This window comes from Bradyrhizobium sp. Pha-3 (genome assembly GCF_042258615.1).
Classification (GTDB): Bacteria; Pseudomonadota; Alphaproteobacteria; order Rhizobiales; family Xanthobacteraceae; genus Bradyrhizobium.
The window spans coordinates 7,945,330-7,971,586 of sequence record NZ_CP170152.1; the positions used below are offsets into that span (position 1 = coordinate 7,945,330).

Annotated in this window: 17 protein-coding genes and 2 pseudogenes; 4 read left to right on the forward strand and 15 right to left on the reverse strand. The window is 63.5% G+C overall.

What is annotated here, in order from left to right; all coding sequences use genetic code 11:
- The first annotated feature begins 1 nt into the window (after position 1).
- Positions 2–1,249, forward strand: coding sequence for a type II toxin-antitoxin system HipA family toxin (locus tag ACE10Z_RS37115; RefSeq protein WP_375785129.1), 1,248 nt, complete (start codon positions 2–4; stop codon positions 1,247–1,249).
- A 515-nt stretch (positions 1,250–1,764) separates the two neighbouring features.
- Here ACE10Z_RS37115 and ACE10Z_RS37120 read toward each other — a convergent pair.
- The 15 genes and pseudogenes from ACE10Z_RS37120 to ACE10Z_RS37190 all read right to left on the reverse strand — a co-directional run.
- Positions 1,765–2,085, reverse strand: coding sequence for a DUF736 domain-containing protein (locus tag ACE10Z_RS37120; protein ID WP_342709596.1), 321 nt, complete (start codon positions 2,083–2,085; stop codon positions 1,765–1,767).
- Positions 2,086–2,600: 515 nt separating this feature from the next.
- On the reverse strand, positions 2,601–3,119 hold the full coding sequence (locus ACE10Z_RS37125) for a hypothetical protein (protein WP_375785130.1): 519 nt from the start codon (positions 3,117–3,119) through the stop codon (positions 2,601–2,603).
- 139 nt (positions 3,120–3,258) lie between these two features.
- A complete protein-coding gene (locus ACE10Z_RS37130) occupies positions 3,259–4,182 on the reverse strand; it encodes a DUF2493 domain-containing protein (protein ID WP_375785131.1) in 924 nt (307 codons plus the stop codon).
- 330 nt (positions 4,183–4,512) lie between these two features.
- Positions 4,513–5,574 (reverse strand): toprim domain-containing protein, encoded by a 1,062-nt coding sequence (locus ACE10Z_RS37135; protein ID WP_375785132.1) that lies wholly within the window; start codon positions 5,572–5,574, stop codon positions 4,513–4,515.
- On the reverse strand, positions 5,574–9,896 hold the full coding sequence (locus ACE10Z_RS37140) for a strawberry notch-like NTP hydrolase domain-containing protein (protein ID WP_375785133.1): 4,323 nt from the start codon (positions 9,894–9,896) through the stop codon (positions 5,574–5,576). Before ACE10Z_RS37140 ends, ACE10Z_RS37135 begins: the two co-directional genes overlap by 1 nt.
- Before the next feature lie 182 nt (positions 9,897–10,078).
- Positions 10,079–12,196, reverse strand: coding sequence for a ParB/RepB/Spo0J family partition protein (locus ACE10Z_RS37145; RefSeq protein ID WP_375785134.1), 2,118 nt, complete (start codon positions 12,194–12,196; stop codon positions 10,079–10,081).
- 108 nt (positions 12,197–12,304) lie between these two features.
- Complete coding sequence (locus ACE10Z_RS37150) at positions 12,305–13,261, reverse strand: ArdC family protein (protein ID WP_375785135.1); 957 nt, start codon at positions 13,259–13,261, stop codon at positions 12,305–12,307.
- 1,046 nt (positions 13,262–14,307) lie between these two features.
- On the reverse strand, positions 14,308–15,504 hold the full coding sequence (locus ACE10Z_RS37155; protein WP_375785136.1) for an acyl-CoA dehydrogenase family protein: 1,197 nt from the start codon (positions 15,502–15,504) through the stop codon (positions 14,308–14,310).
- Between the two features lie 22 nt (positions 15,505–15,526).
- Complete coding sequence (locus ACE10Z_RS37160) at positions 15,527–16,315, reverse strand: ABC transporter ATP-binding protein (protein WP_375785137.1); 789 nt, start codon at positions 16,313–16,315, stop codon at positions 15,527–15,529.
- Between the two features lie 61 nt (positions 16,316–16,376).
- A complete protein-coding gene (locus ACE10Z_RS37165; RefSeq protein ID WP_375785138.1) occupies positions 16,377–17,708 on the reverse strand; it encodes an ABC transporter substrate-binding protein in 1,332 nt (443 codons plus the stop codon).
- A gap of 27 nt (positions 17,709–17,735) precedes the next feature.
- Positions 17,736–18,776 carry a branched-chain amino acid ABC transporter permease gene (locus tag ACE10Z_RS37170; protein ID WP_375785139.1) on the reverse strand — a complete coding sequence of 347 codons (1,041 nt, stop codon included), beginning with the start codon at positions 18,774–18,776 and terminating at the stop codon, positions 17,736–17,738.
- Between the two features lie 3 nt (positions 18,777–18,779).
- The gene (locus ACE10Z_RS37175; protein WP_375785140.1) at positions 18,780–19,670 is read right to left on the reverse strand and encodes a branched-chain amino acid ABC transporter permease; all 891 of its coding nucleotides are present in this window, start codon (positions 19,668–19,670) and stop codon (positions 18,780–18,782) included.
- Positions 19,670–20,587, reverse strand: coding sequence for an ABC transporter ATP-binding protein (locus ACE10Z_RS37180; protein WP_375785141.1), 918 nt, complete (start codon positions 20,585–20,587; stop codon positions 19,670–19,672). The genes ACE10Z_RS37175 and ACE10Z_RS37180 overlap by 1 nt, the downstream gene beginning before the upstream one ends.
- Positions 20,588–20,603: 16 nt before the next feature.
- Positions 20,604–21,704: a dimethylsulfone monooxygenase SfnG gene (sfnG, locus tag ACE10Z_RS37185; RefSeq protein WP_375785142.1), complete on the reverse strand. Its 1,101-nt coding sequence runs from the start codon at positions 21,702–21,704 to the stop codon at positions 20,604–20,606.
- Between the two features lie 539 nt (positions 21,705–22,243).
- Positions 22,244–23,025 (reverse strand): annotated as a pseudogene (locus ACE10Z_RS37190) (IS630 family transposase); the annotation flags it as partial.
- 185 nt (positions 23,026–23,210) lie between these two features.
- Between ACE10Z_RS37190 and ACE10Z_RS37195 the strand changes: the two are divergent.
- From ACE10Z_RS37195 to ACE10Z_RS37205, 3 genes and pseudogenes are all read left to right on the forward strand, one after another.
- A pseudogene (locus ACE10Z_RS37195) lies at positions 23,211–24,288 on the forward strand (IS630 family transposase).
- Between the two features lie 676 nt (positions 24,289–24,964).
- Entirely contained in the window at positions 24,965–25,360 is a 396-nt protein-coding gene (locus ACE10Z_RS37200) for a hypothetical protein (protein ID WP_375785143.1), read from the forward strand.
- 274 nt (positions 25,361–25,634) lie between these two features.
- Positions 25,635–26,225, forward strand: coding sequence for an ATP-binding protein (locus ACE10Z_RS37205; protein WP_375785144.1), 591 nt, complete (start codon positions 25,635–25,637; stop codon positions 26,223–26,225).
- The last annotated feature ends 32 nt before the right edge of the window (positions 26,226–26,257 follow it).

The following is a 26,257-nucleotide window of genomic DNA, read 5'->3' on the forward strand; positions in this document are numbered from 1 at the left end:
GATGGCTGACTTCGAGGTGCATATCGATCTTGGCGGCCACACGCGTCCTATCGGACTGGCGAGGAGCAATCGCGTTCGCGGCGCGGAGACCATTCTTTTCGAGTATGACGGCTCATGGCTCGAGGACGCTGACCGGTTCTCGCTGGAGCCAGCCCTCGCCCTGACGCGCGGCACCTTCGCTCCCGCTGCCGGCCTCGCGACTTTCGGCTCCATCGGCGACTCCGCGCCAGATACCTGGGGACGCCGTCTCATGCAGCGAGCCGAACGCCGCCTCGCCGACCGCGAAGGTCGTGCCGTCCGCACGCTTGCTGAAAGCGATTACCTGCTCGGCGTCGCCGACGAGACGCGGCTCGGCGCACTCCGATTCCGCTGGGTCGGCGAAGACGCCTTTCAGGCGCCGATCCACGGTGGCGTACCAGCCCTAATCGAACTCGCCCGGCTTCTCCAGATCACCGAGCGCATTCTCCGGGACGAGGAAACGGACGAAGACCTTCAGGTCATCTTCGCGCCCGGCTCCTCCCTTGGCGGCGCACGGCCAAAGGCATCGGTCATCGACCAGCACGGCAACCTCTCCATCGCCAAGTTTCCAAAGGAGACCGACGACTACAGCATGGAGACCTGGGAGGAGATCGCGCTGCGATTGGCCGGCAAGGCCGGCATCGCCACCCCGCAACACGAACTCATCGAAGTGGCCGGCAAGGCGGTCATGCTATCGCGACGCTTCGATCGCGACGGTACGACCCGCATCCCCTTCCTGTCAGCGATGGCAATGATGGGCGCCAAGGACGGCGAGCGTGGCAGCTATCCGGAGATTGTCGACGCTCTCGCACAGCATGGCGCGCAGGGAAAGACCGACGCCCATGCCCTCTATCGGCGCGTCGTCTTCAACGTGCTGATCTCCAATGTCGACGACCACCTGCGCAACCACGGCTTCCTCTGGCTGGGAAAGGCCGGGTGGTCACTGTCTCCGGCTTATGATCTCAATCCCGTGCCAACCGATGTGAAGGCGCGCGTGCTGACCACAAACATCGATCTGGACGAAGGCACCTGCTCGCTCGACCTGCTTGAGGCCGCGTCAACGTACTTCGGGCTGACACTGGCGCAGGCCCGCACGATCATAAGGGAGGTCGCAACGATCACCGCCACATGGCGCAACATCGCCAAGGCGGTCGGCGCCCGGTCGGCCGAGATCAACCGCATGGCAAGTGCGTTTGAGCACGACGATCTACGGCGAGCGCTGGCGCTATGACCAGAACGTTCCTTCACAGCTTTGATCCACCAGCGGCAAGTCCTGTCGCTTACGACACCGGCGAGTCCCCTACGACCTATTGTCGATCTCAGAATCGAAAGCGTCACCGACATTGCGCGGCAGTTTGCCTGAGATCACGCACATCAGAGTTCGACTGGCGCTCACTGGAGTCGCATGCGCAAGTTGGTAGGCCGAGAATTTCACCTGGCTGCGGAAGCAGAAGCGCTTCACGCAGGACAATTCGCCGAGGCCTCCGGCTTTACTCAGCAGTATATCGGCGGTTTGGAGCGTGACGACGCAATCCGGCAGTGGTGACCTTGTCCGAACTCGCCAGCGCGTTAGACGCTAGCCATGTCGACCTTATCTCGCCTGGTGTAAATTTTGCAGCCGGCCCAAAGCCTAAAGTGAAAACCATAGCCGTCGTGGACTTCAGATTGATCTTCCGGCGCGCCGCCTTGCTGTCGGCTGAAGAAGGAGCCCCGCCCGAGTTGCTCGGGCGGGGCTTTGATGGTGTGTCACTCGCCGCTCTTGCGCGGCCGCGACCAGAGCAGGTTGTAGCCCTCGCCACCTTCATCGTCGAACAGGTTGGCGTAGATCGGTGCGTTGAATGAGGGATCGTCGAGCTTGAGCGAGAGGTAGTCGCGTCCTTCTTCGGAGCGCTTCGCCCAGGCGGCCCCGATTTCCGCGCGGCCCACATAGATGCGGTGACTGGGAGCGTTGTCGTTGGAGCGGTTGGTCTCGGCGACGATGCGGACGCCCTTGGCCTGCAGGCTCAGGGTGATGATCTCGCCCTGGAAATCGTTGCCGACCTTCTTGAAAGAACCGATGTTAGCCATGTCACTTCTCCTGTTGTGTTTCGAGCCCGCGACCACCGCGGCCTCGATGGCGATCTAGAGGCCAAGGACGATCGGCGACGCACCCGCTGTTTGCGGGCCGGAGCGCAGCGGAGGACGCCGTTGTGGCGACTTTCTTGTCTCGCGAGGAATGGGCGCAGCCCAGGGGAAGAAAGTCGCATCAACGGCGTTGCGGCTCAGACGATCGAGGCGAAGCCGGTCTTTGGCCAGATCCAGCCATCAACGAGGCCACGTGCGTCCGCGTGCTCAACCGCAATCTCGGGAGAACGTGGCGTAGCTCGGTTGTGCTGAGCAAGAGGCCCGAACGAAATCCGGCAGAAAAAGAAACAATCTGCAGCAAAGGGCGGTATTGTCTCCGAGGAATCATCAAGACACGCCGCTCCGCCGCAGCTGAGTGGGCTAGCTAGCCGAAATGCTTTGGGGTTGGTGGAAGCGCTTCGAAGAGGACTGCCCCACCCCGCTCAGGTCCCGATCATCCCTCGTCTCAATGCGCCGATTTATGCCAACCTGTTCGACGATGAAGGCGGCGAGCGATCGTGCCCGCACCTGGCGCCCGTAAGAATTGGTTGTGAGGGCCTGCCCACCGGCCCGGCCTGCTCGAACACGCCGGACTCCGTAAATGCGGTCAAGCGCACCCACGACGCGCCGCCGATGTAAAGCGCCCCCAGGCAAGCAAACACCTCCCGCCAGGCCGGCGAAGGCACCCCGATCTGGGACAGGGCCGACACAACATGGTAGCCGGCAACAGCGGCCGGAACTGCGAATGCGCTCGCGATAGCGAAACGCAAGGTCAAGGATCGAGTGCTGGCGACGGCGGCCTGACCGAAGACAAGCGCCACCGCGCCGCCGGCCGTTCCGATAAGCAATGCGCCGGCCACGCCAGCGCCGCCTTGTAATGCCGTCGTCCCGATACTCAGCGCGACGAGAAACGGCAGGGCATGCACCGCGAGCGCGAAGATCGCCCAGCAGAACAAACCGATTCCGAGTGTGTTGAGAACAAGCCCAAAGGCGAGCATGGTGGTGGCTCCATGTGCATGGATTTATCCGTCGCGCCTTCCACCACCACCATGGCGCAAATCCGCGCTTAGAGCCGAAACGAGGCGGAGTTGCGGCGCCTGCAACTCCGCTTTGATGCCAAGAGCGAGCAGGCGACGCTCACGCGCCGCCGAACCTCCAGACAGGGATGCCGAGCCGTTTGGCCTTGTCGGCGAGGTTGTCCTGGATTCCCGTGCCCGGAAAATGCATGACGCCAATCGGCAGGAGTTCGAGCATCGCGTCGTTGCGCTTGAAGGGTGCGGCCTTGGCATGTTTCGTCCAGTCGGGCCTGAAGGCGATTTGAGGCACTTTGCGATTGTTCGCCCATTTGGAGGCGATCAGTTCGGCGCCTTTCGGGGAGCCGCCATGAAGCAGAACCATGTCGGGATGTTTGGCGTGGACCTTGTCGAGGCGATCCCAGATCAGGTTGTGATCGTTGAAATCGAGCCCGCCGGTGAGTGCAATCTTCGGTCCTGGAGGTAACATGACCTCGGTCTCGGTGCGGTGCCTGGCGGCGATGAAATCGCGGGAATCGATCATCGCTGCGGTCATCGTGCGGTGGTTCACCAGCGATCCCGATCGGGGACGCCAGGACGAGCCCGTGTGAGTCTCGAAGCGTTCCAAGGCCTGGTCGCGGAACAGTTCCAGGCAGTTGCGACGCTCGATGAGCGTGAGACCTTCGGCCGTCAGGCGCTCGAGTCCGACCGATTGCACCTCGGAGCCGTTTTGCTCAAGCTGGCTCTTCCGCTGCGCCTGTTCGTTATCGTCGAGCTGGCGACCGATGCGGTCGACAGCGCGATGGAACAGGTTGACGGTCGACCAGAGCAGATCGTCAAGGTCCGGCTCAAGCCGAGTATCGCTCAACGTGGCAACCAGGGCATCGAAGATGTCCGCGACGGCGCCGGCGATGATCCGGCCCTCGGGAAGGGGCCGTGGATCTGGTTGGTCGTCGAAGGGGCGATAGCCGTAGAGTTGTAGCTCGGCGAGAACGTGATCGGTTGGAGATGCGGCATGCGGCGGTTCGATGTCGTCACGGTCGGTCATGGCGGGGAGTCCTTTGCCGGAAGCGGCCGCGCCCATCGCGGCCTTCGTGGCGATCACTCAGACGGCGGGCGGAACGGGCCAGAACCCGAAAGGGCCGAAGCGGCAGCGGAGGATGGCGCAGCCCGGCTATTTTGCTTCGCGATGCAAAGCGCGCGGGCCAGATAGAATGATGTGTCTTCTCATCGCCGGCGCGCGGCGGAAAATAGCCGGGCGCAGCCATTGCCGGCCCGCACCCGCCTGCCGTCCGATCGCCCTCTAGAAGGCCGAGGTTGCGTCCTCTTCCGGCATTGGTGCTCCGCGACCGACAACGACGACGTCGAAATGCCGGAGCTATTCCGCGACCACTATCGACGAATGCAGGAAGCGGAGGACGTCCTCTGGCACGAGTTGAAGCCACAACGCCGCTCGGAGGCCCTCAAGACCGCAGATGTGCAGATCTTCGTTGAAGTCCCCCAGCCGGGGCGACAGTGCGACCGCTTCGATGCCGGCATCTTCCGCACGCCGGGTGAGGGTTGCCTGCACAGCATCTCCGGCGGCGTCGGCATCGCGGGCGATGTAGAGCCGACGCAGGCCCGACGGCAGCAACATGGCTGAAAGGTGATTGGCCGACAGCGCTGCGGCTACGGGCAAGGCCGGCAATGCGTAACGCAGCGATAGCATCGTCTCGATACCCTCGCCGGCCGCGAGCACGTCGTCCGCCGCGCCGAAGCGAACGGCGTTGCCAAGCAGGTCGCCCATGGCGCGTCGTGGCGTGTCGATCGGAGCCTTGCCGAGCCGCACGCGATCAAACCCGCCCGGGTCAAGCCAGGTACGGTGCACGCCGGTGATCCGTCCATCGAGGTCTGTGACGCAGGCGATCATCGCCGGCCAGGTTTCGGCCGGCAGATGCTCGTCCGGCCGATAGTAGCAACGAGGGTGGAAGCGCAGACTTCCGCCATGGCGGATGCGGGCTATTCCGCGACGCTGCAAATACGTTTCCACCACCGTCCCCTCGATCGGGCGCGACATCGCAAAGAGCCGACGGGCGGCTTGCTGCGATCCAGCCGACGCACGCGAACGCATGGCTTTCGGGGCCGATTTCTCCTCGCAACGAGGCAGTCTCAGAAACCGCCGCGCTTCCTCGGCGACCTCGCGGAAATCGCGGAAACCCCGGCATTCGCGGATGATGTCGAGGAGATCGCCATGCTCCCCGGTTGCGGCATCGGTCCACTTGCCGGCGGCGCCCTTTGGCGATTCCAGGAGCCGCACATACAGTGAGCGGCCCGGGGTGTTGTGGACGTCGCCGACCACCCAGTACCGCCCCGACCGCTTGCCGTTGGAGAGATAGTGTCGACACACCGCCTCGGCGTCGCGCGCAAGCCGGCGTGCCAGTTCGGAAGCATCGCGAGACATCACGCGGCCTCCCGATCACTGATGCGCGCAACAGGATAGGTGCCGAGCACGTTCGAAAGGATCTCGACGCCCTTCCCATCCGCGGGCACGAACATCCGCAGCTTCCAGGAAATGATCTCCCCAAAGAGGCCGTAAGCACGGAGGCGATCGCGCATCGTGTCGTTGAATCCCGACAGCTCGATGCGGTACGCGCCCATGACCCGGACGCGGCGAAGCTTAAGTCCCTCCGCGAGATCAATGACGGTCCGTCCCTCCATCAGCGCGGCAAAGGCAGCGTTCGGCGTCAGCGCGGGCGCCTCCGCAGCAAGGACATCTGCGACCCAGCTAGCCGAAACCTTGCGACCGATGATGCGTTCGCCGGCATCAGTCTGAAGCCGATAGACGCGGGTCGATTCGTTCGGCAGCCGCTTCCAGATCGGTAACAGCAGGCCCGCCACGACATGGATCGTGCTTTCCGTGAACTCGGGAATCTCGGCAAGCTCCGCTCGCCAGGCCGCGGCAAAGCATTGATGGTCCGCCTGGGCCCAGTGGCTTTCCGCCATCATGCCCAGGGGGACCGTGTGCTGCTCCATCGGCCGGATCAGGCGAACGCGCTGTTCGATGTCACCGTCGTCGAGCATCACGCTGGCCGCCGGGACCTGCACGGCGGCGCGCCCCGACCGCTCATTGACCAGCAGGACTGCACGGCGATCGGAGAGACGATCGAGAGCGTCATCGAGCCCCACAGGATGGTTCCGCTGACGCTGGATGATCGTTAGCAGCCGAGCCTCGGCGCAGGTAGCCGGATGGATATAGATCGTCCGCCGGTCGGTAACGACAAAGCTCTCGGCGCGGAGCGTTTCCAGCCCGACATCATAGGCGCCGGACGCAACCGCACCATCGATCCGAGCGGTCAGGAGCTGCTCGAAAACGGTGAACAGGATATTCTGAAGCTCAATGGTAAGCGCGAGCAATCTGTTCAGGAAGGTCGTGATCGGCGGCAGATCATCTCTGAGCCCATTGACGTCGGTCAGCTTCAGGCCGGTGGCATGCTCAAACCTTTCAAGCGAACATCCTTCGACCTTGCCCCGCACCAGCAGGGTGTAGAGTTGGCGCAACGCATCGCGCCCGTACTGGCTTTCGAGATTGTCCTCCGGCCGGAACAGGCCCTGCCCCCCGGTCTGGCGCTGACCGCGGGTGATGGCACCTAGCGTATCGAGCCGGCGGGCAATGGTGCTGAGAAAGCGCTTTTCGGCCTTCACGTCGGTTGCAATGGGACGAAACAGCGGCGGCTGCGCCTGGTTGGTCCGGTTGGTCCGGCCGAGCCCCTGGATCGCGGCGTCGGCCTTCCAGCCGGGCTCGAGCAGATAATGGACGCGCAGGCGACGGTTTCGGGCCGACAGTTCGGCGTGATAGCTCCTTCCCGTGCCGCCTGCGTCGGAGAACACGAGAATGCGCTTCACATCATCCATGAAGGCGGAGGTCTCGGCGAGGTTGGCCGAACCGGCGCGGTTTTCGACCACGAGCCGGTCGCCCTTGCGAACGACGCGTCGCGAGCGGCCGGTCACTTCGGCGACCATGTCGGCGCCGAACCGCTGCACGACCTGGTCGAGCGCGCCGGGTACCGGCGGCAGCGAGGCGAGCTTCTCGATCAGGCGGTCACGGCGGGCGACAGCTTCTCGACTCACGACCGGCTGGCCGTCACGGTAGACAGGCCGGGAACAGAGATTGCCCTCCGAGTCGGTGAAAGGCTCGTAGAGCTGAACCGGGAAGGAATGGGCGAGATAGTCGAGCACATACTCGCGAGGGGTAATGTCGACCTGGACGTCGCCCCAGTCTTCGGTCGGGATCTCGGCGAGCCGGCGCTCCATCAGCGCCTCGCCCGTTGAGACGATCTGGATGACGGCGGCATGGCCCGCTGCGAGATCGCCCTCGATCGAGCGGATCAGCGAGGGCGTCTTCATCGAAGTCAGGAGATGACCGAAGAAACGCTGCTTGGCGCTTTCGAAAGCGGATCGCGCCGCCGATTTCGCCTGCCCGTTGAGCGTTCCGGTTTCGCCGGTGATGTTGGCGGCCCGCATCGCCGCGTCGAGGTTGTTGTGGATGATGCCGAACGCATCGGCATAGGCGTCGTAGATGCGAACCTGCTCCGGCGTCAGCTGGTGCTCGACGAGATCGTACACGACGCCCTCGTAAGAAAGCGAGCGGGCCGCGTAGAGCCCAAGCGCCTTGAGGTCGCGCGCCAGCACCTCCATGGCCGCGACACCACCTTCCTCGATCGCCTCGACGAACTCGGCCCGCGTGGCGAACGGAAAATCGGTGCCGCCCCAGAGGCCGAGGCGTTGAGCATAAGCGAGGTTGTGGACCGAGGTGGCGCCCGTGGCCGATACATAAAGAACGCGCGCGTTCGGCAAGGCGTGCTGGAGCCTCAGGCCTGCGCGTCCCTGCTGAGAGGCCGCCTGGTCACCGCGCTCGCCCTTGCCGCCGACCGCATTTTGCATGGCATGGCTCTCGTCGAAGACGACCACTCCGTCGAAGTCGGAGCCCAACCATTCAGCGATCTGCCGGACACGCGAAAGCCTGTCGCCACGCTCGTCGGTTCGCAGCGTAGCGTAGGTGGCAAAAAGGATACCTTCCGAAAGCCGAATCGGGGTGCCCTGGCGAAACCGCGACAAGGGCGTAACAAGCAGGCGTTCCATGCCGAGTGCCGACCAGTCGCGCTGCGCATCTTCGATCAGCTTGTCGGATTTGCTGATCCAGACCGCGCGGCGGCGGCCCTTGAGCCAATTGTCGAGCAGGATGCCGGCGACCTGCCGTCCCTTGCCCGCCCCGGTGCCATCGCCGAGAAACCAGCCGCGGCGAAAGCGGACGGCATTCTCGGCGTCGTCGCGCGCGGCCGCTACAACGTCAAACGTCGGGTCGACTGTCCAGGAGCCCGTGAGAAACTCGGAATGCGCTTCGCCAGCATAGATGATGCTCTCGAGCTGGGCGTCCGACAGAATTCCATCTGCCAGCAGCCCCGGAGATAGGTGCGGACGATAGGACGGTTTCGGCGGCGCAACGGAGGCCATCGCCGCGGACTGCACGAGCTTGGTCGGATGGATGCACGATCCGGAAATACGAATCGACTGCAACCCATATTCCTCATAAAGCGCATCGGTGAGGCGGGCGCCTTCCGGCGGCGACCATTCGATCGTTTCGTACGCAAGTTCTACGCGTTCTGGCGCTCTGCCTCCGGAGATGGACGATGAGCGTGGTGCAAAGGCACCAACCGATCGCGACATCGCAGGGCGCTTAACGACGTCAACCAGGACCGGCGTGGAGACAGGCTCCCGCGGAGGCACATGCTGGGTCACACAATCAAGCAAGGTGGCGACATCGCCTGCCTTACCTTTCGAGGCGGGAAAGACCTTCGGATCTGCGGCGGGCAGCTTGTCGATCACCAGCAGCCTTGTGTCCGTCTGAGTTCCGTGCCTGGCGTAGACGGCGCCGTCGATCGCGGCAGAAAACACCACCCGCCCGCGTTGCTGAAGCCGAACAAAGGCGTCTCGCCATGCCGGATTGTCCGGCGCGAAGGTTGCGCCGGTGATGGCGACGAGACGTCCGCCGTCGCAAAGGCGAGCCAAGGCTGACCCGATGTGCCGGAGAGCCGCGTCCGACATCCGTTGGTCGACATTTGGCATCGCCGAGAACGGCGGATTCATCAGGACGACGCTCGGTACGACACTCGCATCGAGATGATCATCGATCTGGGCCGCGTCGAACCGGGTGACTTTACCGTTGGCGAAGAGATGATCGAGCAGCCCCGCACGGGACTCGGCCAACTCGTTCAACGTCAGAGCGCCGCCCGCGAGCTCGGCAAAGATGGCGAGCAAGCCCGTCCCCGCAGAGGGCTCCAGAACGCGGTCGCCGGACGTAATGCCGGCCGCGGTGCATGCGGCCAGCCCGAGCGGGATCGGCGTTGAGAATTGCTGAAACGCCTGACTATCTTCGGAACGGCGGGTATGCGTCGGCAGGCAGCTCACGATTTTTGTGAGCATTGGCAGCATCGCGGCCGTCGAGCCAGCCTTGGCGCGCATCGCCGGGCCAAACTTGCGAAGGAATAGAACGGTTGCCGCCTCGCAGACGTCATAGGCGGTCTTCCAATTCCAGGCGCCGGCCGCGTCTGAGGCGCCGAAGGCAGCCTCCATTGCGCGGCGCAGGACGGCGGCATCGATGCGCCGGCCGCGTTCCAGGTCGTTCAAGAGCTGTCGGGCGGCCCTGACGGCGCCAGAGGTGAGACTTGCAGCGGCACGCATCGAGAGCGGCGCGGCGGAGACGCCGCCGGCGAGAGATTCGGTCATGGCAGGATTTCTTTCGGAGAGCAGGAATGGGCGAACCATCAGGCACTCTCCTTGATCCCGACGGCTCAAACCCTTCCCGGCCCGGCTCTCCCTCTGAGCCCTCGCCCATAAGAATGGGGACCGGCGCTGCACACCGGTCCCCAAGCCACTGCGGATGGCTGGAGCCATCCCGTTCTCTTATGTCACTCGGCCGCGTCGAGCTGTTCCGGCTCGTCGTCACCGGCATTCTCCCGATTCTCGGCGTCGCCAAGGAATTCGGGCAGCGGGTCCGCTTCACCCTCCTCTTCCGCTAGCGATGCGGTAGCGTCGGTGAGACGCAGCGGCTCCGGCAACCAGCCCGAACCATCGAGAAGACGCTCGGCCTCCTTGGCCATGTCGGCCTTCTTCAGGTGCTCGATCAACTGCGCAGAAGATTCGTCCCTTGCTTCCCGCACCGCCTCCAGAATGCGAGGCTTGGTGACCCGACCGAGATAGTTGTCGACGGTCGGTCTCCAGCCAGCTCGGACCATGTCGAAGTCGACGGCGCGCGCCAGCACATCGGCCTGATCGAGACGGGTCCGAACGCCATGGGCGGAGATGCGGCCCTGATTGGTGCGGTTGGCCGGCTCATGGACGGCATTGACCGCAAATGACGCACAATGAGCGAACAGCGACGCTTGTGCATCACCATCGAGGGCTGTGAGCGCATCCCAGAGATCGTTCTCGCCCTGTGGTAATCGTGCCTTCCAGGACTCGTGCCGTGCCTCGACGGCCTTCGCGGACGCGCTTTCCCTCAGGCCCGGGGCTTGAGCGGGGAAGGTCGGCGTACGAAGTCCGATCTCAAGGCAGCTTCCGGATGACGCGAACCGGTAAAAGGCCGTCAGCACGAAGTTGTGCAACACTGCCTGGAACGCGATCGCTGGATTTTCTGCCAGCGCATCCCGCAACGCCAGTGTACGATGCGCCGTCAGCTCGGTGATCAATCGATCGGGCAATGGCCTTGTCACATCGTCATCGTCCCCGTCGGATTCGACCGGCGCACCTGCAACCGAGACCACGGTGCGCGGACCGGAAGAACCGACCTCGCGTCCCTCGGTTGATGACGTATCGGCGCTCCGGCCGACGTCAGGATCGGTTGCCGGAAGGTCGTCCTCTGGCCGGACGTAACCGCGGTCTACTGAGAGGCGTCCTTCGGAATCGATACTGACGAAGACGCCAGCTCGGACAATCTCCGCCGGATCGTAGAGCACCGACCTATCTTCAAACGCCATCAATGCCGCCTCGATTTCGCCGAGACGCCGATCGACCTCGTCGGGTAACTCATCGGCATGCTGGTAATCGGATTCAAGCTTGGCGCGCTCGGCGTTGAGCGCGTCGATGGTGGCCTGTTCCTCAGGTGAGAGATCGACAGGTTTGCCCTCGATTTCTCGCAGACCATCCGTGTGACCGTAGGGGAAATCGAGCGCCACTGAGATCCACTTCCAGCCTTCCGCGGCAAGCGTCTCGGCTTCGGCCTTGAGTTTTGCTGTCACGAGGCGGTCGAGCAGGGCGACGTCCTGGAGCCAGCCGCCATCATCGTGCTCGAACAGGTCCCGCAAAACGCCGCCGCCAGCCTGCTCATAAGCATCGAGCCCAACGAACTGCGCGCGGCGATCGGACGCGCGCACGGTATTTTCGGTCAGCATTCGTCGGATCTGATAGGGCTCGTCATAGCCGGATCGGCTGACATTGTCCCAGACCTGCTCCTGTCTGGCGTGGTCGGCTGTAACAGAGAAGGCCATGAGCTGTTCCAGGGTCATGCCGTCTTCAGCATAGACGTCGTGCAGCTTTGGCGACACGGACGCCAGTCGGAGGCGTTGCTTCACGACGGCCGGCGTCACGAAGTGCCGAGCAGCGATATCCTCCTCGGACAAGCCGGCGCCGCTCAAGGTCTGGAAGGCTCGGAACTGATCGAGCGGATGAAGCCCTATCCGCTCGTCGTTCTCTGCAAGCGAGTCGTCTTCAGCGATGCCCCCCTCACGCACGACACAAGGAACGGCCTGCGTCTTCGCCATGCGCTTTTGCTTCACAAGAAGTTCCAGCGCGCGATAGCGCCTGCCGCCTGCCGGCACCTCGAACATGCCGGTTTCATTGCCTTCCGTGTCCACAACCGCCCGCACGCTGAGACTTTGCAGGAGCGTACGCTGCGCGATACTTTCGGCGAGTTGCTCGATCGAAACCCCTGCCTTGACGCTCCGAACGTTCGACTGGCTGAGCACCAGCTTGTTGAACGGAATGTCGCGCGAGGGCGACAGGGTGATCTTCTGGACAGACTTCGTCATGTCGATTCTCCACGACGGGCGGCCGGGAGCCTCTCTCTCGGCCTCCAACCCGTCGCGAAAAACTACGGCTCCCCTCTCACTCTCTTTTCGAGACGACCGGCGAGAGCTTCACGCCGCCTCCTGCTCCGCCCCCTCCGTCGTCGTGTCGACAACGCCTTCCGGCAGGAATCCAAGAAGATAATCCGCAACCTTGCTGGCCTGTGATGCGGCACGCACAATCGCGCGATTGTCCTCTCGCAGCACGTCAAGCCAGCAGCCGATATAGTCCGCATGCCGCACCGTCGGCGCAATACCAAGCGAAGCGCAACTGAATGCAGACGCCATCTCCGCGATCAGTTCCTCGAAGGCGTACTTCCTGGTGCCGTAGCTGCCCGACAAGTCGCGGTTGAGACGTGACGGGTGGCCGCTGGCATGCGCCAACTCGTGCAAGGCCGTTCGATGCCAGTTGATCGGCTCGAAATAGGCTTGCGGCGGCGGCACCTGCACATAGTCTTCTGCCGGTACATAGAAAGCGCGGTTGCCGCCGATCCGGAAGTTGATGCCGGTCGCCTTGATGAGCTTATCGACCCGCGGCTCGATCAAGCCTGGCGGCGGGGGCGGCGCCGTCGTCGCGACCTCCGAAGGCAGATTGTCGCACTGATCGGTATTAAAGACCGTGAAGCGCTTCAGGAATGGAATGGCCTGCGCTTCGTCGCCTGTTTCGCTCGCGCGCCGCTTTTCCTCGACCGGCACAAAGCGGTCGGCATAGACGACGGTGGTCCCGCGCTCGCCCTTGCGGACGTGACCACCGAGCGACAGCGCCTGGCGGAAGGTAAGCCAGCTCTGGCCTGTAAATCCGCGTTCGGTGGCAGCGCCCCAAAGAATTAGAACATTGATGCCGCTATATTGGCGGCGAGTTGCGGCGCTCTTCGGCATAGCCAGCGCCGCGTTCGCCGCCGAGGTACCCCAAGGCTGCACCCACGGCACCCGGCCGGCCTCAAGTTCGCGGATGATCTTGCTGGTGATCTCATCATAAAGGCTCGTCCGGTCTTCACCGGTTCGCCGCTGAAGATAGCGTCTCGACATCGCGGGTCTCCGCGACGGGCGCCGCGAGCCTCTCTCGCGGCACGTAACCCGTCACGTCAAAACCCGCGCAGCACTCTTTCTCTCAGCCTCCAAGGGAGAGAATGCGAAATCTGCGACGCAGCCCGCCTACCGTCCGATTCTTCATGGGATTTGACCTTGATAGGTGCCGAGGGCCGCAGGCCCCGGCCAGGCGTGCGCCAACGGCGCATCGCCTCAGGGATATGGCACCCGCAGGAGCGTGAGCATAGCGACGCCGAAGGCGGCACGCGGGACCGAGTGCAGCGACAAGACCGGTTAAGAGGGCACCCGGGAACGGGGCAGTGATAGCGACGCCGTCATACTTGATGACGGCGGGACCCTTTCACGAGTGCCCCCGGCGAGGAGCTCCGCAGTCCTGCGCGAGGGATCGAAGCCGGACGGCCCAGACGCGAAGTGGCTGGGTTCACGAGAGCCCGATGCGGCGGCAGCCGCACGCGCAAAAGCGGACGAATCCTCCAGTCAAAGAATCTAAACTTCCTCGCGCGCGTTGGTCTGCGCGTCATAGATCCTGATCTGAAGCCTGGGAAAACGTCTCTTGAGTTCTTCTCCACCTGCCCTGGCGCCGTCTCTGGTCGCAAATTCGGTTTTGAGTCGGCCGTCAACTTCAAGCGCGTAACCAGAGGTCGGCAGTTTACTGGTAGCTGCAACCATGTCATTCCCATTGTTCAGTGAGGTGGTTGGAAATGATGGGTAGCGTGAGTCGCCCACCCCACGCCAGAGCCGCCTGCGAAACTGTGGTGATCGGCCATTGGACGTTTGTGGATTGGGACCCGACAGTAGCCTCCGTCAAGGATGGGCATTTGCATCGTCCGAACAGGCGGACGGGTTTCCGCTTGCCCGGATCCATGCACGATAGAGCCATGGCTCGACGTAGCCGCCCGTCCAGAGTCCCTGGCCCGGCACGCTCAGCTACGCGCTGAGCTTCGTGATATCTGCCTTTTGAGTATTACGAGGGATCGCCACAATCTTGGGTGCGGCCGATGCCGGCAATGGCACGCAATTTCGACTTATTCTCCGCCCTCGTAGAACAGTTCCAACGGCAGGCCGACCAGCGCCTTGCCGATCCAGTCGCGCGCGATGACATTGGACGGCCCCATCGCGATCGCCGCACGCGCGTCGCGATAGGCGCGCTCGATCGGGCCGCGGTGATAGCCATACCCGCCCGTCACCGTCAGCGCCGTCGCCGCGACCTTGTTGGCGACCTCGGCGGAGTGCACCTTGAACTCGGTCAGCGGGATCAGGATCTCGCTCTGCGGCTTGCCGGCGCGCCAGAGCGCGTCGAGCTTGCCTGCGAGCTCGTTGCGCCACGGCCGCAGCGTCTCGACCAGCACCTTGGCCGCCCCGAGCTCCTGGCGGATCGCCTGATAGTCGGAAAGGCTCTTGTTCCTGTCCTTGTGAACGAAGCTCGTGGTGTGCGCGACCGCAGCGTTCAGCGCGCCGCGCGCGACGCCTTCCCAGACCGCGCCGAGCCCGATCAGATAGACCGGCGAAACGCCGTCATAGATGATTTCCTTGCCCTGCCCTTCGGCGCCGAGCCGGTCGCGTTGCGGCACAAGCACATTGCTGTAGCGGATCGGTCCGGAGTGGTTGGCGCGCACGCCGAGCGCATCCCAGGGACGGGACTCGATGCCCTCGGCCTTGCCGTCGACGATGAAGAAGATGATGTCGGCCTGATCTTTCGCGCCCGGCGTGCGTGTCTGCACCACGTAATAGTCGGCCTGGCCCGAGCTCGTCGTAAACGACTTCTCGGCGTTGACACGGTAGTCGTCGCCGTCGCGCGAGGCTTCCGACAGATTGTACCACCAGTGACCGCCGGTGGCGCGCTCGCTGGTCGAGTAGGTGCCGAGCAGGCTGCCATTACTTGCCTGCAGCCAGCGCTCCTTCTGATCGGTGTTGCCGAACAGGTTGACGGTCTGCGCCGCGCCGACATGCATGACATAGACAAGGCCGGTGGATGCATCGGCCTGCCCGATCCGGTAGGCAGCCTCGGCAAAATCCAGATGGCCGAGGCCGAGCCCGCCGAACTGGGTCTCGTTCAGCACGCCGGTCCAGCCGGCCTCGGCCAGTGCGCGCAGATTCTCGCGCGGAAAGCGGCTCTCGCGGTCATTGCGATCGGCATTCACTTTCACCGTCGCGTCGATGGCGGCATCGAGCCTGGCATATACGTCGTCGTCGATCTTGTGTGCAAGATTGTCTTTGGCCATGGTCATTCTCTCCGGGTTGCAGTCATGCGACAGCCTCTGTCGGCTGCCTCCGGCTCTGATCGCCTTGCGACGATCCGCCGAGATAATGCGTCTTGATGTCGGCGCGCTGGCGCAGCTCGGCTGCCGCGCCGGCCAGCACGCTGCGCCCGTTCTCGAGCACCACCGCGTAATCGGAAAAGCGCAGCGCCACCGTCGAATTCTGCTCGGCGACCAGGATCGACAGCCCCTGCTCGCTGTTGAGCTGCCTGAGCGCGCGAAAAATTCCCTCGACCACCAGCGGCGCCAGACCCATCGACGGCTCGTCCAGCACCAGAAGCCGCGGACGCGACATCAGGGCCCGGCCGATCGCCGTCATCTGCTGTTCGCCGCCCGAAGTCAGACCGGCGAGCGAGCGGCGATGCACCTTCAGGCGCGGAAACAGCGCGTAGACGCGGTCGAGGTCCGCTGATATCTCCGCCCGCCGCGCGTCGCGCCCCATCGCGCCGGTGATGAGATTTTCTTCCACCGTCAGCGAGGCGAAGCAATGCCGCCCCTCGAGCACCGGCACGAGACCGGCGCGCACCAGCGTCGCCGCCGATGTGCCCGCAACGTCGCGGCCGTCGAAGACGATGCGGCCCGCGGTGATCTGGCCGCGCCGGGCGGAAAGCAGCGCCGAGACCGCCTGCAGCGTGGTCGATTTGCCGGCGCCATTGGCGCCGAGCACGGCGACGATCTCACCGCGCCGCACGGCGAGCGATACGTCACTGACCGCCGCGATCGCGTGATTATAGGTTGCGGCCAGTCGCTCGACCGCGAGCAGAGTTTCACTCATCCGTTGATCCCTGACGTTGCAGGCCGCGGGAGCCATAACGGCTCCCGCGCCGGTCGCGGCATCAGTTGCTGACCGGATCGTCACCGGAGGTGCGCACCTTGATGCCGTGCTCCTTGGCATAGGCGGCCGCGGACTTCTCGATGATCGGGCGCAGGAAGGCCCAGTCCGGCGCGATCCAGCCCGAGACCACCTTCCATTTGCCGCCGTCCCACTGCTGGAAGGTGACGCGGCCGTCGCCTTCGTGATTGTCCCAGGTGACGTTGATCGAATGGAACAGATCCTTGGCGCCGAGCGCCTCCACCCGCGCCGGATCGAGCTGGAGGTGCTCAAAACCCCAGCGCACCTCGTCACCGGTCAATGTGCGCTTGCCGAACTTCGCCTGCGCGATCCGGATCGCCTCGACGTTGAGGATGCCGTTCACGATTCCCAGATTGTGGTAGACGCTGCCGATCCGCTTCTTGTCGTCGAGATTGCCCTTGCCGGCGCCGTAGACCGTCTTGATCACCTCCTGCAGCACCGGATATTGCTCGCCGGAGGCCTGCGTGGTGATCGCGATATAGCCCTTGGCGGCGTCGCCGGCCGGGATCACGTCTTCCTCCGAATTGGACCAGACGTTGCCGATGATGTGGTCGGCGGGAAAGCCGACCTTCTGCGCGGTCTTCAGCGCCACCGGGTTCATCACGCCCCAGCCGCGCAGCACCACGTAATCCGGCTTCGCCCGCCGGATCGACAACCATTGCGACTGCTGCTCGTTGCCGGGATGCGGCACCTCGATCTGCTCCAGGCTGAACTGATATTTGTCGGCGAGCAGCTTGTAGATCGGGATGGTTTCCTTGCCATAGGGCGAGCCGTGATAGAGCACGACGAGCTTCTTGCCCTTCAGCTTGTCGATGCCGCCCTCGCGGCTCGCAATGTAGTTCACGATTCCCGAGGTCTCGCTGTAGGGATTGAGCAGCAGCGGGAAGACGTAGGGAAACACCCGGCCGTCGGTCGAGTCAGTTCGGCCGTGGTTGATGGTGATCAGCGGCACCTTGTCCTTGGTGATGCGATCGATCATGGCGTAGGCGATGCCGACCGACAGCGGATTCCAGGCGGCGACGCCGGCCCGTCCCTTCAGCCGCTCATAGACCTCGACGCCGCGCTCGACCTCGTACTGGGTCTCGCCCTCATCCCAGGTCAGCTTGACGCCGTTGATGCCGCCATCGCGGATGTTGATCAGATTGAGATAGTCGATGAACCCGCCGAAGAAGCCGGTGCCGCCGGCCGCATAGGGGCCGACCCGGTAGCTTTGCAGGGGAAAGAACTGCTCGTCGGCCCGGGCGGCAGGTAACCCGGCCAGCACGGCGGCGACTGCCGCGGCGAAAGCAGATTTCAGAACCTTCGACTTAATCATTGTCAACTTCTCCAGTGGTGCGAAATGTCATGTGTTCCGAGCGGCGACTTGCCGCGTGAGGGCGGTCCAAAACCGGTCCCACAGCGCGATCAGGCCGCGCGGTTCGGCAATCAGGAATGCGATGATGAGCGCGCCGACCACGATGCGCTGGCTCATCTCCAGCACGCCGGAATCGAACACGCCGCCGAGCAGGGCCGCACCGGCGCGCGACAGGATCAGCGGAAACACCACGATGAAGGCGGCGCCGAGAAACGCGCCGCGCAGCGAGGCCAATCCGCCGATGATGATGATGAACAGGATCTGGAACGAGCGATCGAGATTGAAGCCGGCCGGCTCGACCGTGCGCAGATAGGCGAAGGCCCACAACACCCCGGCAATGCCGATCAGGAACGAGGAGACGCCGAACGCCAGCAGCTTGGTGCGCAACAGCGGTATGCCGATCACCTTGGCGGCGAGCTCATGGTCGCGCACCGCGACGAAGTTGCGGCCGCTCTGCGCGCGCAGCAACCGCCAGGTCAGGAAGGTCGCTGCCGTCACGACACTCAGCGAGAACACATAGCGTCCGGCCGGGCTGGTGAACGTGAGACCAGCCACGCGGAGGACCGGCGCATCGATGACGCCGGACGGATTGTCGTTGGAGAACCAGCCGAACTTGGTCAGCGCCCATTGCACGAAGAATTGTGCAGCCAGGGTCGAGACCGCGAGGTAGAAGCCGCGCAGCCGCAGGCTCGGCAGTCCGAACACGATGCCGATCGCAGCCGCGATCAGGCCGGCGAGCACCAGATCGACCAGCAGCGGCAGCTCCGGCAGCCGGAGGTGGAGATTGTAGGTGGCATAGGCGCCGACCGCCAGGAACGCGGCAGAGCCCAGCGACACCTGCCCGGCATAGCCGGTCAGAACGTTGAGCCCGACGGCGGCGAGCGCCAGCGCCAGAAACGGCGTCAGCACCGCATCCAGCAGATAGTCGGAGCCAAAGAACGGGATGACGCCAAAGGCGATCACGGCCGCGACGGCGATCGCGATGGTCACTACGCCGGCGTGCCGTGCTGTCAAGGTTGCTGCGCGCATCGCCTAGACCCTCTCGACCAGCTTCTGCCCGAACAGCCCCGACGGCCGCACCAGCAGCAGCACCAGCGCCACGACATAGGCGGCCCAGGCCTCGATGCCGCCGCCGAACAGCGGCCCGACAAAGACTTCGGCAAGCTTCTCGATGGCGCCGATCAGAAGGCCGCCGATGATCGCGCCGGCAATCGAATCGAAGCCGCCGAGCACCAGCACCGGCAGCGCCTTCAGCACCACGAGCGAGAGCGAGAACTGCACGCCGAGACGGGCGCCCCACAACAATCCGGCGACCAGCGCGACGACGCCGGAGGCCGTCCAGACGGTGGCCCAGACCCGCGGCAGGCGCAGGCCGACGGCGAGCGCTGCGAGCGGATCGTCGGCGACGGCGCGGAACGAGAGCCCGGTCCGGGTGTAGCGGAAGAACAGTGCGAACAGCGCCACCAGGCTTCCCGCGACCACTGCTGCGAACAGATCGAACCGGCTGATGAAGACACCGGCGATGTCGAGCGGCACGTCGCTGATCCCGATGTCGAGGCCGTGAACCTGGGTGCCCCACAACAGCTGCGCGGCACCCTCGATCACATAGGACAGCCCGAGGGTTGCCATGAACAGGGTGATCGGCGGCTGGTTGACCAGCGGCCGCAGCACCGTGCGCTCGACGGTCACGCCGAGCACCACCATGACCGCCAGGGTGATCAGGAACGCGAGCGGAAACGAGAGGCCGCGCTCGGCCAGGCTGACGAAGGTCAGCGCGGCGAACAGCAGCATGGCGCCCTGCGCGAAGTTGAGCACGCCCGAGGTCTTGTAGATCAGCACGAAGCCGATCGCGACCAGCGAGTACATCACCCCCGACAGCAGGCCGCCGACCAGTACCTCGAGCAGAAACTGATAATCGAACATCAGACCGCGAGCTCCGTGACGTCCTGATGCGCAACGCCGAGATAGGCGTCGATCACCGCCTGGTCGGATCTCACCTCGTCGGGCGTGCCGTCGGCGATCTTGCGGCCGTTGTCGAGCACCGCGATGCGGTCGGACAATCCCATCACCACGGCGATGTCGTGCTCGATCAGCACGATGGTGGCGCCGTAGCTGTCGCGCGCATTGCGCACATGCCCGGACAGTTCGCGCTTCTCGCTCAAGGTGACGCCCGCGAACGGCTCGTCCAGCAGCAACAGGGTCGGCCGCGCGACCAGCGCCCGCGCCAGCTCGACCCGCTTCTGCAAGCCGTAGGGCAAGCTTCCGGCGGCGCGCTCACGGACGTCGCCAAGGTGCAGGAAGCCAATGACATCCTCGGCGGCGGCGCGGTTCTCCGCCTCGATCCGGCGCGCCAGCGGCGAGCCGATGATCTGGCGCAGGAAACCGGCGCGGACGCGGTGCGCGAGCCCCATCAGGACATTGTCGAACACCGACAGCCCCTTGAAGATCGCAAGATTCTGGAACGTGCGCGCGACGCCGTGCGCGGCGAGATGTGCCGTCGGCACCTGGACGAAGGCGCGCTCGCCGAGCCAGACCCAACCGCGATCGGGACGGTAGAGCCCGCTGATGACGTTGAGCAGCGAGCTCTTGCCGGCTCCATTGGGCCCGATGACCGCGCGGATTTCGCCCGGTGCAACCTCCAGATCGACGTCGCGCAGCGCCGCGACGCCGCCGAATGTGAGCGAGATTTCGCTCAGCGCCAGCACCGGCCGTGCCGCGCGATCGCCGGCCCGCGCGAGCACCCGTGTGGGGGCATCGGCAATCGTCGTTGCACGCGCCTTCCCTTGCGCCGGAGCAGCCTCCAGCGCAAGGACACCGGCATTTGTCGCCACCGCGGTCACGTTGCCAGACTCCCCGTCACTCGGCAGCCTGGGCGTGCGCCGCGGTTTTCGCCTCCAGCGCGCGAACCAGCGGAATGACGCGGCGGCCGAAATATTCGACCTCTTCCTGGAAATGCAGGAAGCCGAGCAGCACGAGGTCGACGCCGACCTCCTTCAGCACGACGATGCGCTCGGCGATCTGCTCCGGTGTACCGATCAGATTGGTCTTGAAGCCGTCATTGTACTGGACGAGGTCCTCGAAGCTGGATTTCGCCCAGTTGCCCTGGCCTTCCGGCGAGGCCTTGCCGGCATTCTTCACCTCATGGCCGAAGGCGTTGACCGCCTCCGGATCGGCCTTGACGATGATCTCGTCGAGCACGGCGCGCGCCTCGGCCTCGCTCTCGCGCGCGATCGCAAAGGCGTTGACGCCGATCTTGACCGAGTGATTGTTAGCGCGCGCCTTGGCCCTGATGTCGTCGACCTGCTTCTTGATCTCCTCGACCGAATTGCCGTTGGTGAAGTACCAGTCCGACACCCGCGCGGCCATATCGCGCGCCGCGCGCGAGCTGCCGCCCTGAAAAATCTCGGGCAAGGGATGAGCCGGCTTCGGCTTCAGCGTGTAATCCGAGAAGCGGTAGAAATCGCCGCGGAAGCTGAAATTGTCCTGCGTCCAGATTCCGCGTAGCGCACGGATGAATTCCTCCGAGCGGCGGTAGCGCTCGTCGTGATCGAGCCAGGGCTCGCCGATCGCGGTGAACTCGCCGCGGAACCAGCCGCTGACAATGTTGACGGCGACGCGCCCCTCGGTGAGCTGGCTGATGGTCGCGATCTGCTTGGCCGCCACCGCCGGATTCCAGGGCCCGGGCAGCAGCGCCGCGATCACCTTCAATTTCGTGGTCGCTGCCAGCAGTGCGTGGCTGAAGGCGACCGGCTCATGCTGGAATTCGGCGCCGTAGCCGGCGGTGAAACGGATCTGGCTCAGCGCATAGTCGAAGCCGCTCGCCTCCGCGATCTGCGCCAGGCGGCGGTTGTAGTCGATGTCCCATCCGGTTCGCTGTTCGATCTTGCTGATGACCAATCCGCCGGAGACGTTGGGCACCCAGTAGGCGAATTTGATCTGATCATGGCTGGCGGTCATTGGATTTACCTCAAATGTTGGACGTGGAGGTGTGACGCAGGCAGCACGAAGCGTTCGCGCGCCGCCGGGCCAGCGGGTTGCGACGCGGCTCATGCGGGCCGCCGGCGGATTCTGAATTATGGGAAGGTTGGCGCGATCAGCGTCCCTGATCCGCGCCGGCACGCGCTCGGAGCGTCAACAATACGCCGTGCGGCACGACGTCAGCGGCGCGACGCGGGTTCGAGATCGGTCAAACAGGTCAGTGCAAGTCATCAGCATTCCCCTCGCAAGCACCATCCGGCGAGCAATCAATATTTTCAGAGAAAGCAGAGACGAGCGAGTCCAAGGCAAACTCTTTTTCGGCGGTTCCGGGAAAGCGGTATTCTTTTGTTGACGCAAAACGCATCGTTTGATGCTGAGCGGCCGAATTTCCATCCGTACCGGCGCGCGTCTATGCGGCAAGATCATGCGGCTTGCAGTAACATACCGGCTCCCCTGAGATGAAGGAGAGGATAGTTCTGATGTTCGAAGCGATTCTTTCCTGCACGCTGGACAGCATAGATGTAAAGATGGACGTCGAGTTCGCGCGGTACAGCAGCCTCGATCTCGTCAAGGAACTTGAGGAAATCGGCGGTGCGGTGGCGCCCGTAGCACTTGCCAATGCCCCTCCGGTCGCAATATCGAGGGCGGCGAACAGCGCGGTGGTGCCATGCCTTTTGTAGTCATGGCTCCTTCGGGCCGCCTGCCCGGGACGCATCGGCAGCATCGGCTGGCTGCGGTCCAGCGCCTGGATTTGGGACTTCTCATCCACACACAGAACGATGGCGTGCTCCGGTGGTGAGACGTAGAGGCCCACGACATCGCGCACCTTGGCCACGAAGTTCGGATCGGTCGAGAGCTTGAACGTCTCCATCCGGTGCGGCTGGAGCCCGAAGGCCCGCCAGATGCGTTGTACCGTCGATACTGATAGGCCGCTGATCTTCGCCATGTCGCGGGAGCTCCAATGAGTGGCGTTCTCAGGGCAACTCTCCAACGTCCTCACGATCACGGCTTCGATACGGGCATCGTCAATCGTGCGCGGCGCGCCGGAGCGCGGCTCGTCGTGCAGCCCCGCCACGCGCTGCTCCATGAAACGCCGCCGCCACTTGCCTACGGTCTGCCGGCCCAGCCCCAGATCGGCCGCCACTTCCGTGTTCTGACTACCTTCCGCACAAGTCAGCACGATCCCGGCTCTCAGAGCCAGCGCCTGCGCCTGCGCCGTCTTCCGCCGCATCGTAAGTGACGTCAGTTCGGCACGCCCATCATCGCTCAATATCAGGGGAGCAAGTCGCTGGACCGCCATCGCAGCCTCCGTCGCTGTTTGCCTCAATCCTTGGCACAGCAACGCGAAGCTACCGCGAATCTATGATTGCGAACTTGTGACTCAGGACACTAGTCATCTGGAACGGAAGTTCGTCACATTAGTTGATAGCTCGAATCTTTGTCGAAGAGAGCGCTTGTGGGGACTGCAGGGCGTGAGGCCGGCCGATCGCGCCGTTAGTGCTCAGTCCGCAGGAGCGCACGTACCCAGAGAGGCAAGTTCGTCGTCATCGTGTTGCGCGGTCGCTATCTGAGCGATGCCGCGCGATCCTGCGATGTGCGGATGGCTTGCCAAGCAAGTCTGTGGCTGCCGAACTCGGCATCCATGAATACACCGTTGGCAAGTGGCGCCGTCGATTTTAAGGATCGCTGTGATGGCCGGCTTGACGAAGCCCGCGCTGGCCGCCCTCGCACCATCGACGACGATCAGGTTGCCGCCATGATCGAGCGAACGTTGCGTACGACGCCGGCCGACGCGACGCACTGGTCGATCCGCTCGATGGCTGCGGAAACTGGCTTTTCCCACACCACGATCCGCCGAATGTGGTCGGCGTTCGGCTTGCAGCCGCACCGTAGCCAGACATTCAAATTGTCGAACGATCCGCTGTTCGTCGACAAGGTACGCGATATCGTCGGCCTTTATCTATCCCCACCGAACCGAGCTCTTGTCCTCAGCATCGATGAGAAAAGCCAGATTCAGGCCCTCGATCGCGAGCAGCCAGTCTTGCCGATGATGCCTGGCGTGCCGGAACGTCGCACGCACAGCTATGTGCGGCATGGCACGGCCATGCTTTTTGCAGCGCTCGATGCCGCCTCGGGGTTCGTCATCGGCAAATGCTACAAGCGCCATCGGGCAGTCGAGTTTTTGAAGTTCCTTAAAGAGATCGACGCTCAAATGCCCGAGGGGTTCGCTGTCCATATCGTCATGGACAACTACGCCACCCACAAGACGCCCAAGATCAAAGCGTGGCTCGCTCGCCGGCCGCACTATCATGTTCACTTCACGCCGACTTCTGCGTCCTGGATCAATCAGGTCGAGCGCTGGTTCGCTGAACTCATCAGAAAGCAAATCCAGCGAGGTGTTCACACCTCCGTCAAGCAGGTCGAGGCCGACATCCGCACCTTCATCGATCTGCACAACAAAAACCCGAAGCTGTTCAAATGGACTAAGTGTGCTGACCAGACTTTGGCTTCCGTCAAACGCTTCCGCCACAAAGCCCACCAGACTTTATGTGGTGAACTTTAGATTCACGTGACTAGATTGGAAATGTCATCCGCCTGCGCCGAAACAAGGGCGCTAGGGTTGTCGGCAAGAAACTTCAGAATATCGCGAGATTCCTTGTAAACACCCTGCTCGGTCGTGAAGACGAGCGTGCGGTTCGCCTCCCGAATTTGGTAACCGGTAAAGAAAAGGGACTAGCAACGGTCAGACCGACACCAGCGATCTAAAGATACGCTTCCATGCCCATAGGCATCGGAAATTTATCCTGGTGAACTTCGTACGCGCCGCCGGCTCATTGACTCAACGCATCTTCCAGGATCGCCCTCAGCCGCGCCGCTCCTTTGAGCAACTGGCTGTCCAAATCCGCCTTTGCCGAGATGGGATAATCGTTATTGATGGTCACGGGGTGGTCTTTGTCATTTTGCACCGGCGTTCCTGGGGTAGCCACTGATATGCCTTAATGCCGATCGCATGCGTATTGTTTGGCCCAGCCGGCGAACTTTGCCTCGTCGTATGGAGGGGCTTCGACGGTTGGCAGCGGTGTGGCGTCCAGGGCGTCGGCGTAACACCACCACTGTTGCCGGATTCAAGACGATCGGGGGGCTTGGTTCCGACATCGCGGCCTTCCCAACAGGGCGATTTTTCTCGGATGCCCGCCCAGGCGGACTCGACTTTTGTTCTCTTTATGTTCTAATTCGGAATGACCGATCGACCCGCGAGCTGGCGCATGCCGACCCCAAAGCAGATGGAAAAACTGACCGCTCAAGCCGCCCGCAGGCCGGGTCCCTCCGCTGCGGCTCCGGATGCGCCGCTCCCGGCCGAATACTGGGAAGCGGTACTCAAAGACCCGCGCGCCGAGGCGACCGGGGCCGAGATGCGGCAGCGACGTCTTTCGGAAATGCAGCGCCACGTACTGTGCGTTTCCTGCCGCCGCTGCGAGCGGACCGTGGAAATCCAGACCGCCGATGCAGTCCGATTATATGGCGGCAACGCGGTCTGGAAGGACGTCGCGCAGCGGCTGCTCGACAACACCTGCCAGCAGCGCACCGGCAGGCATGAAGAAGACGGGTGCTGGCCAGTGTTCGAGACGCCGTAGCCCGCTCCAGATCGCCGATCCGATCTCTTTGCGCCTGGATGTCCGGATGGCCCCGAAGTATCACCCGCCGTCTCACTTGCCGCCGCGTGTCGTCGGGATGAACGGAAGGATTGTCACCACCGCTAGCCCCCGGTCGCACCGTCTGGCTGGGGAAATGTAACGAGGAAAGGTCGGAGAACGCGCGGGAAACGCTGGAAGAAATAGAACTTTGAGGAACACTTGCTATCAGGTTTGCACCGTATCTCGGTACAATCAGACCCGAATCGAGGCACCCATGGCAATTCGAGGCGTAACCGATGAAGATTTGAAGCGGGTTCTCTCTGAGAACCTGACGCCATCGGATTCGATCAAGACGCCAGAGCGTTTGTTCGGTCGGGAAAAAACACTCACAACGATCGACCGCGCTTTCAGCTCTCCCGGACGCCAGATCTTCATCTACGGAGATCGCGGCGTAGGGAAAACCTCGCTGGCGTTGACAACGGCCTACCTTCACACCGGCGTCGAAAATCTACCCATCTACGCGATGTGCGGAAAGACCAACAACTTCGCTCAGACTATCCAGGCAATTGGCAACGCGCTGGTGCCGGTGGAAGAACGGATGGAGAAAGCAGCCTCGGGAGGCCGCTTCAATTTCAGCTTGCCCGGAGGGCTGGGCGGAGTTGGACTATCCGGGGGCACAAAGGGGAGCACCAATATTCCCGCGCCGCAGTCGCTAACGGAAGCGCTCGACATCGTCCGATACGTGGCATCCAAGCGGAAAAGCACGACCATCATCATTGTAGATGAATTGGAGCGCATCGATAGCACCGCAGAGCGCGAGAAGTTCGCGGAGTTCATGCTGGAATATTCCCGAACTGAACGCTGACGTTCGATTCATTTTCTGCGGCATCATGCATG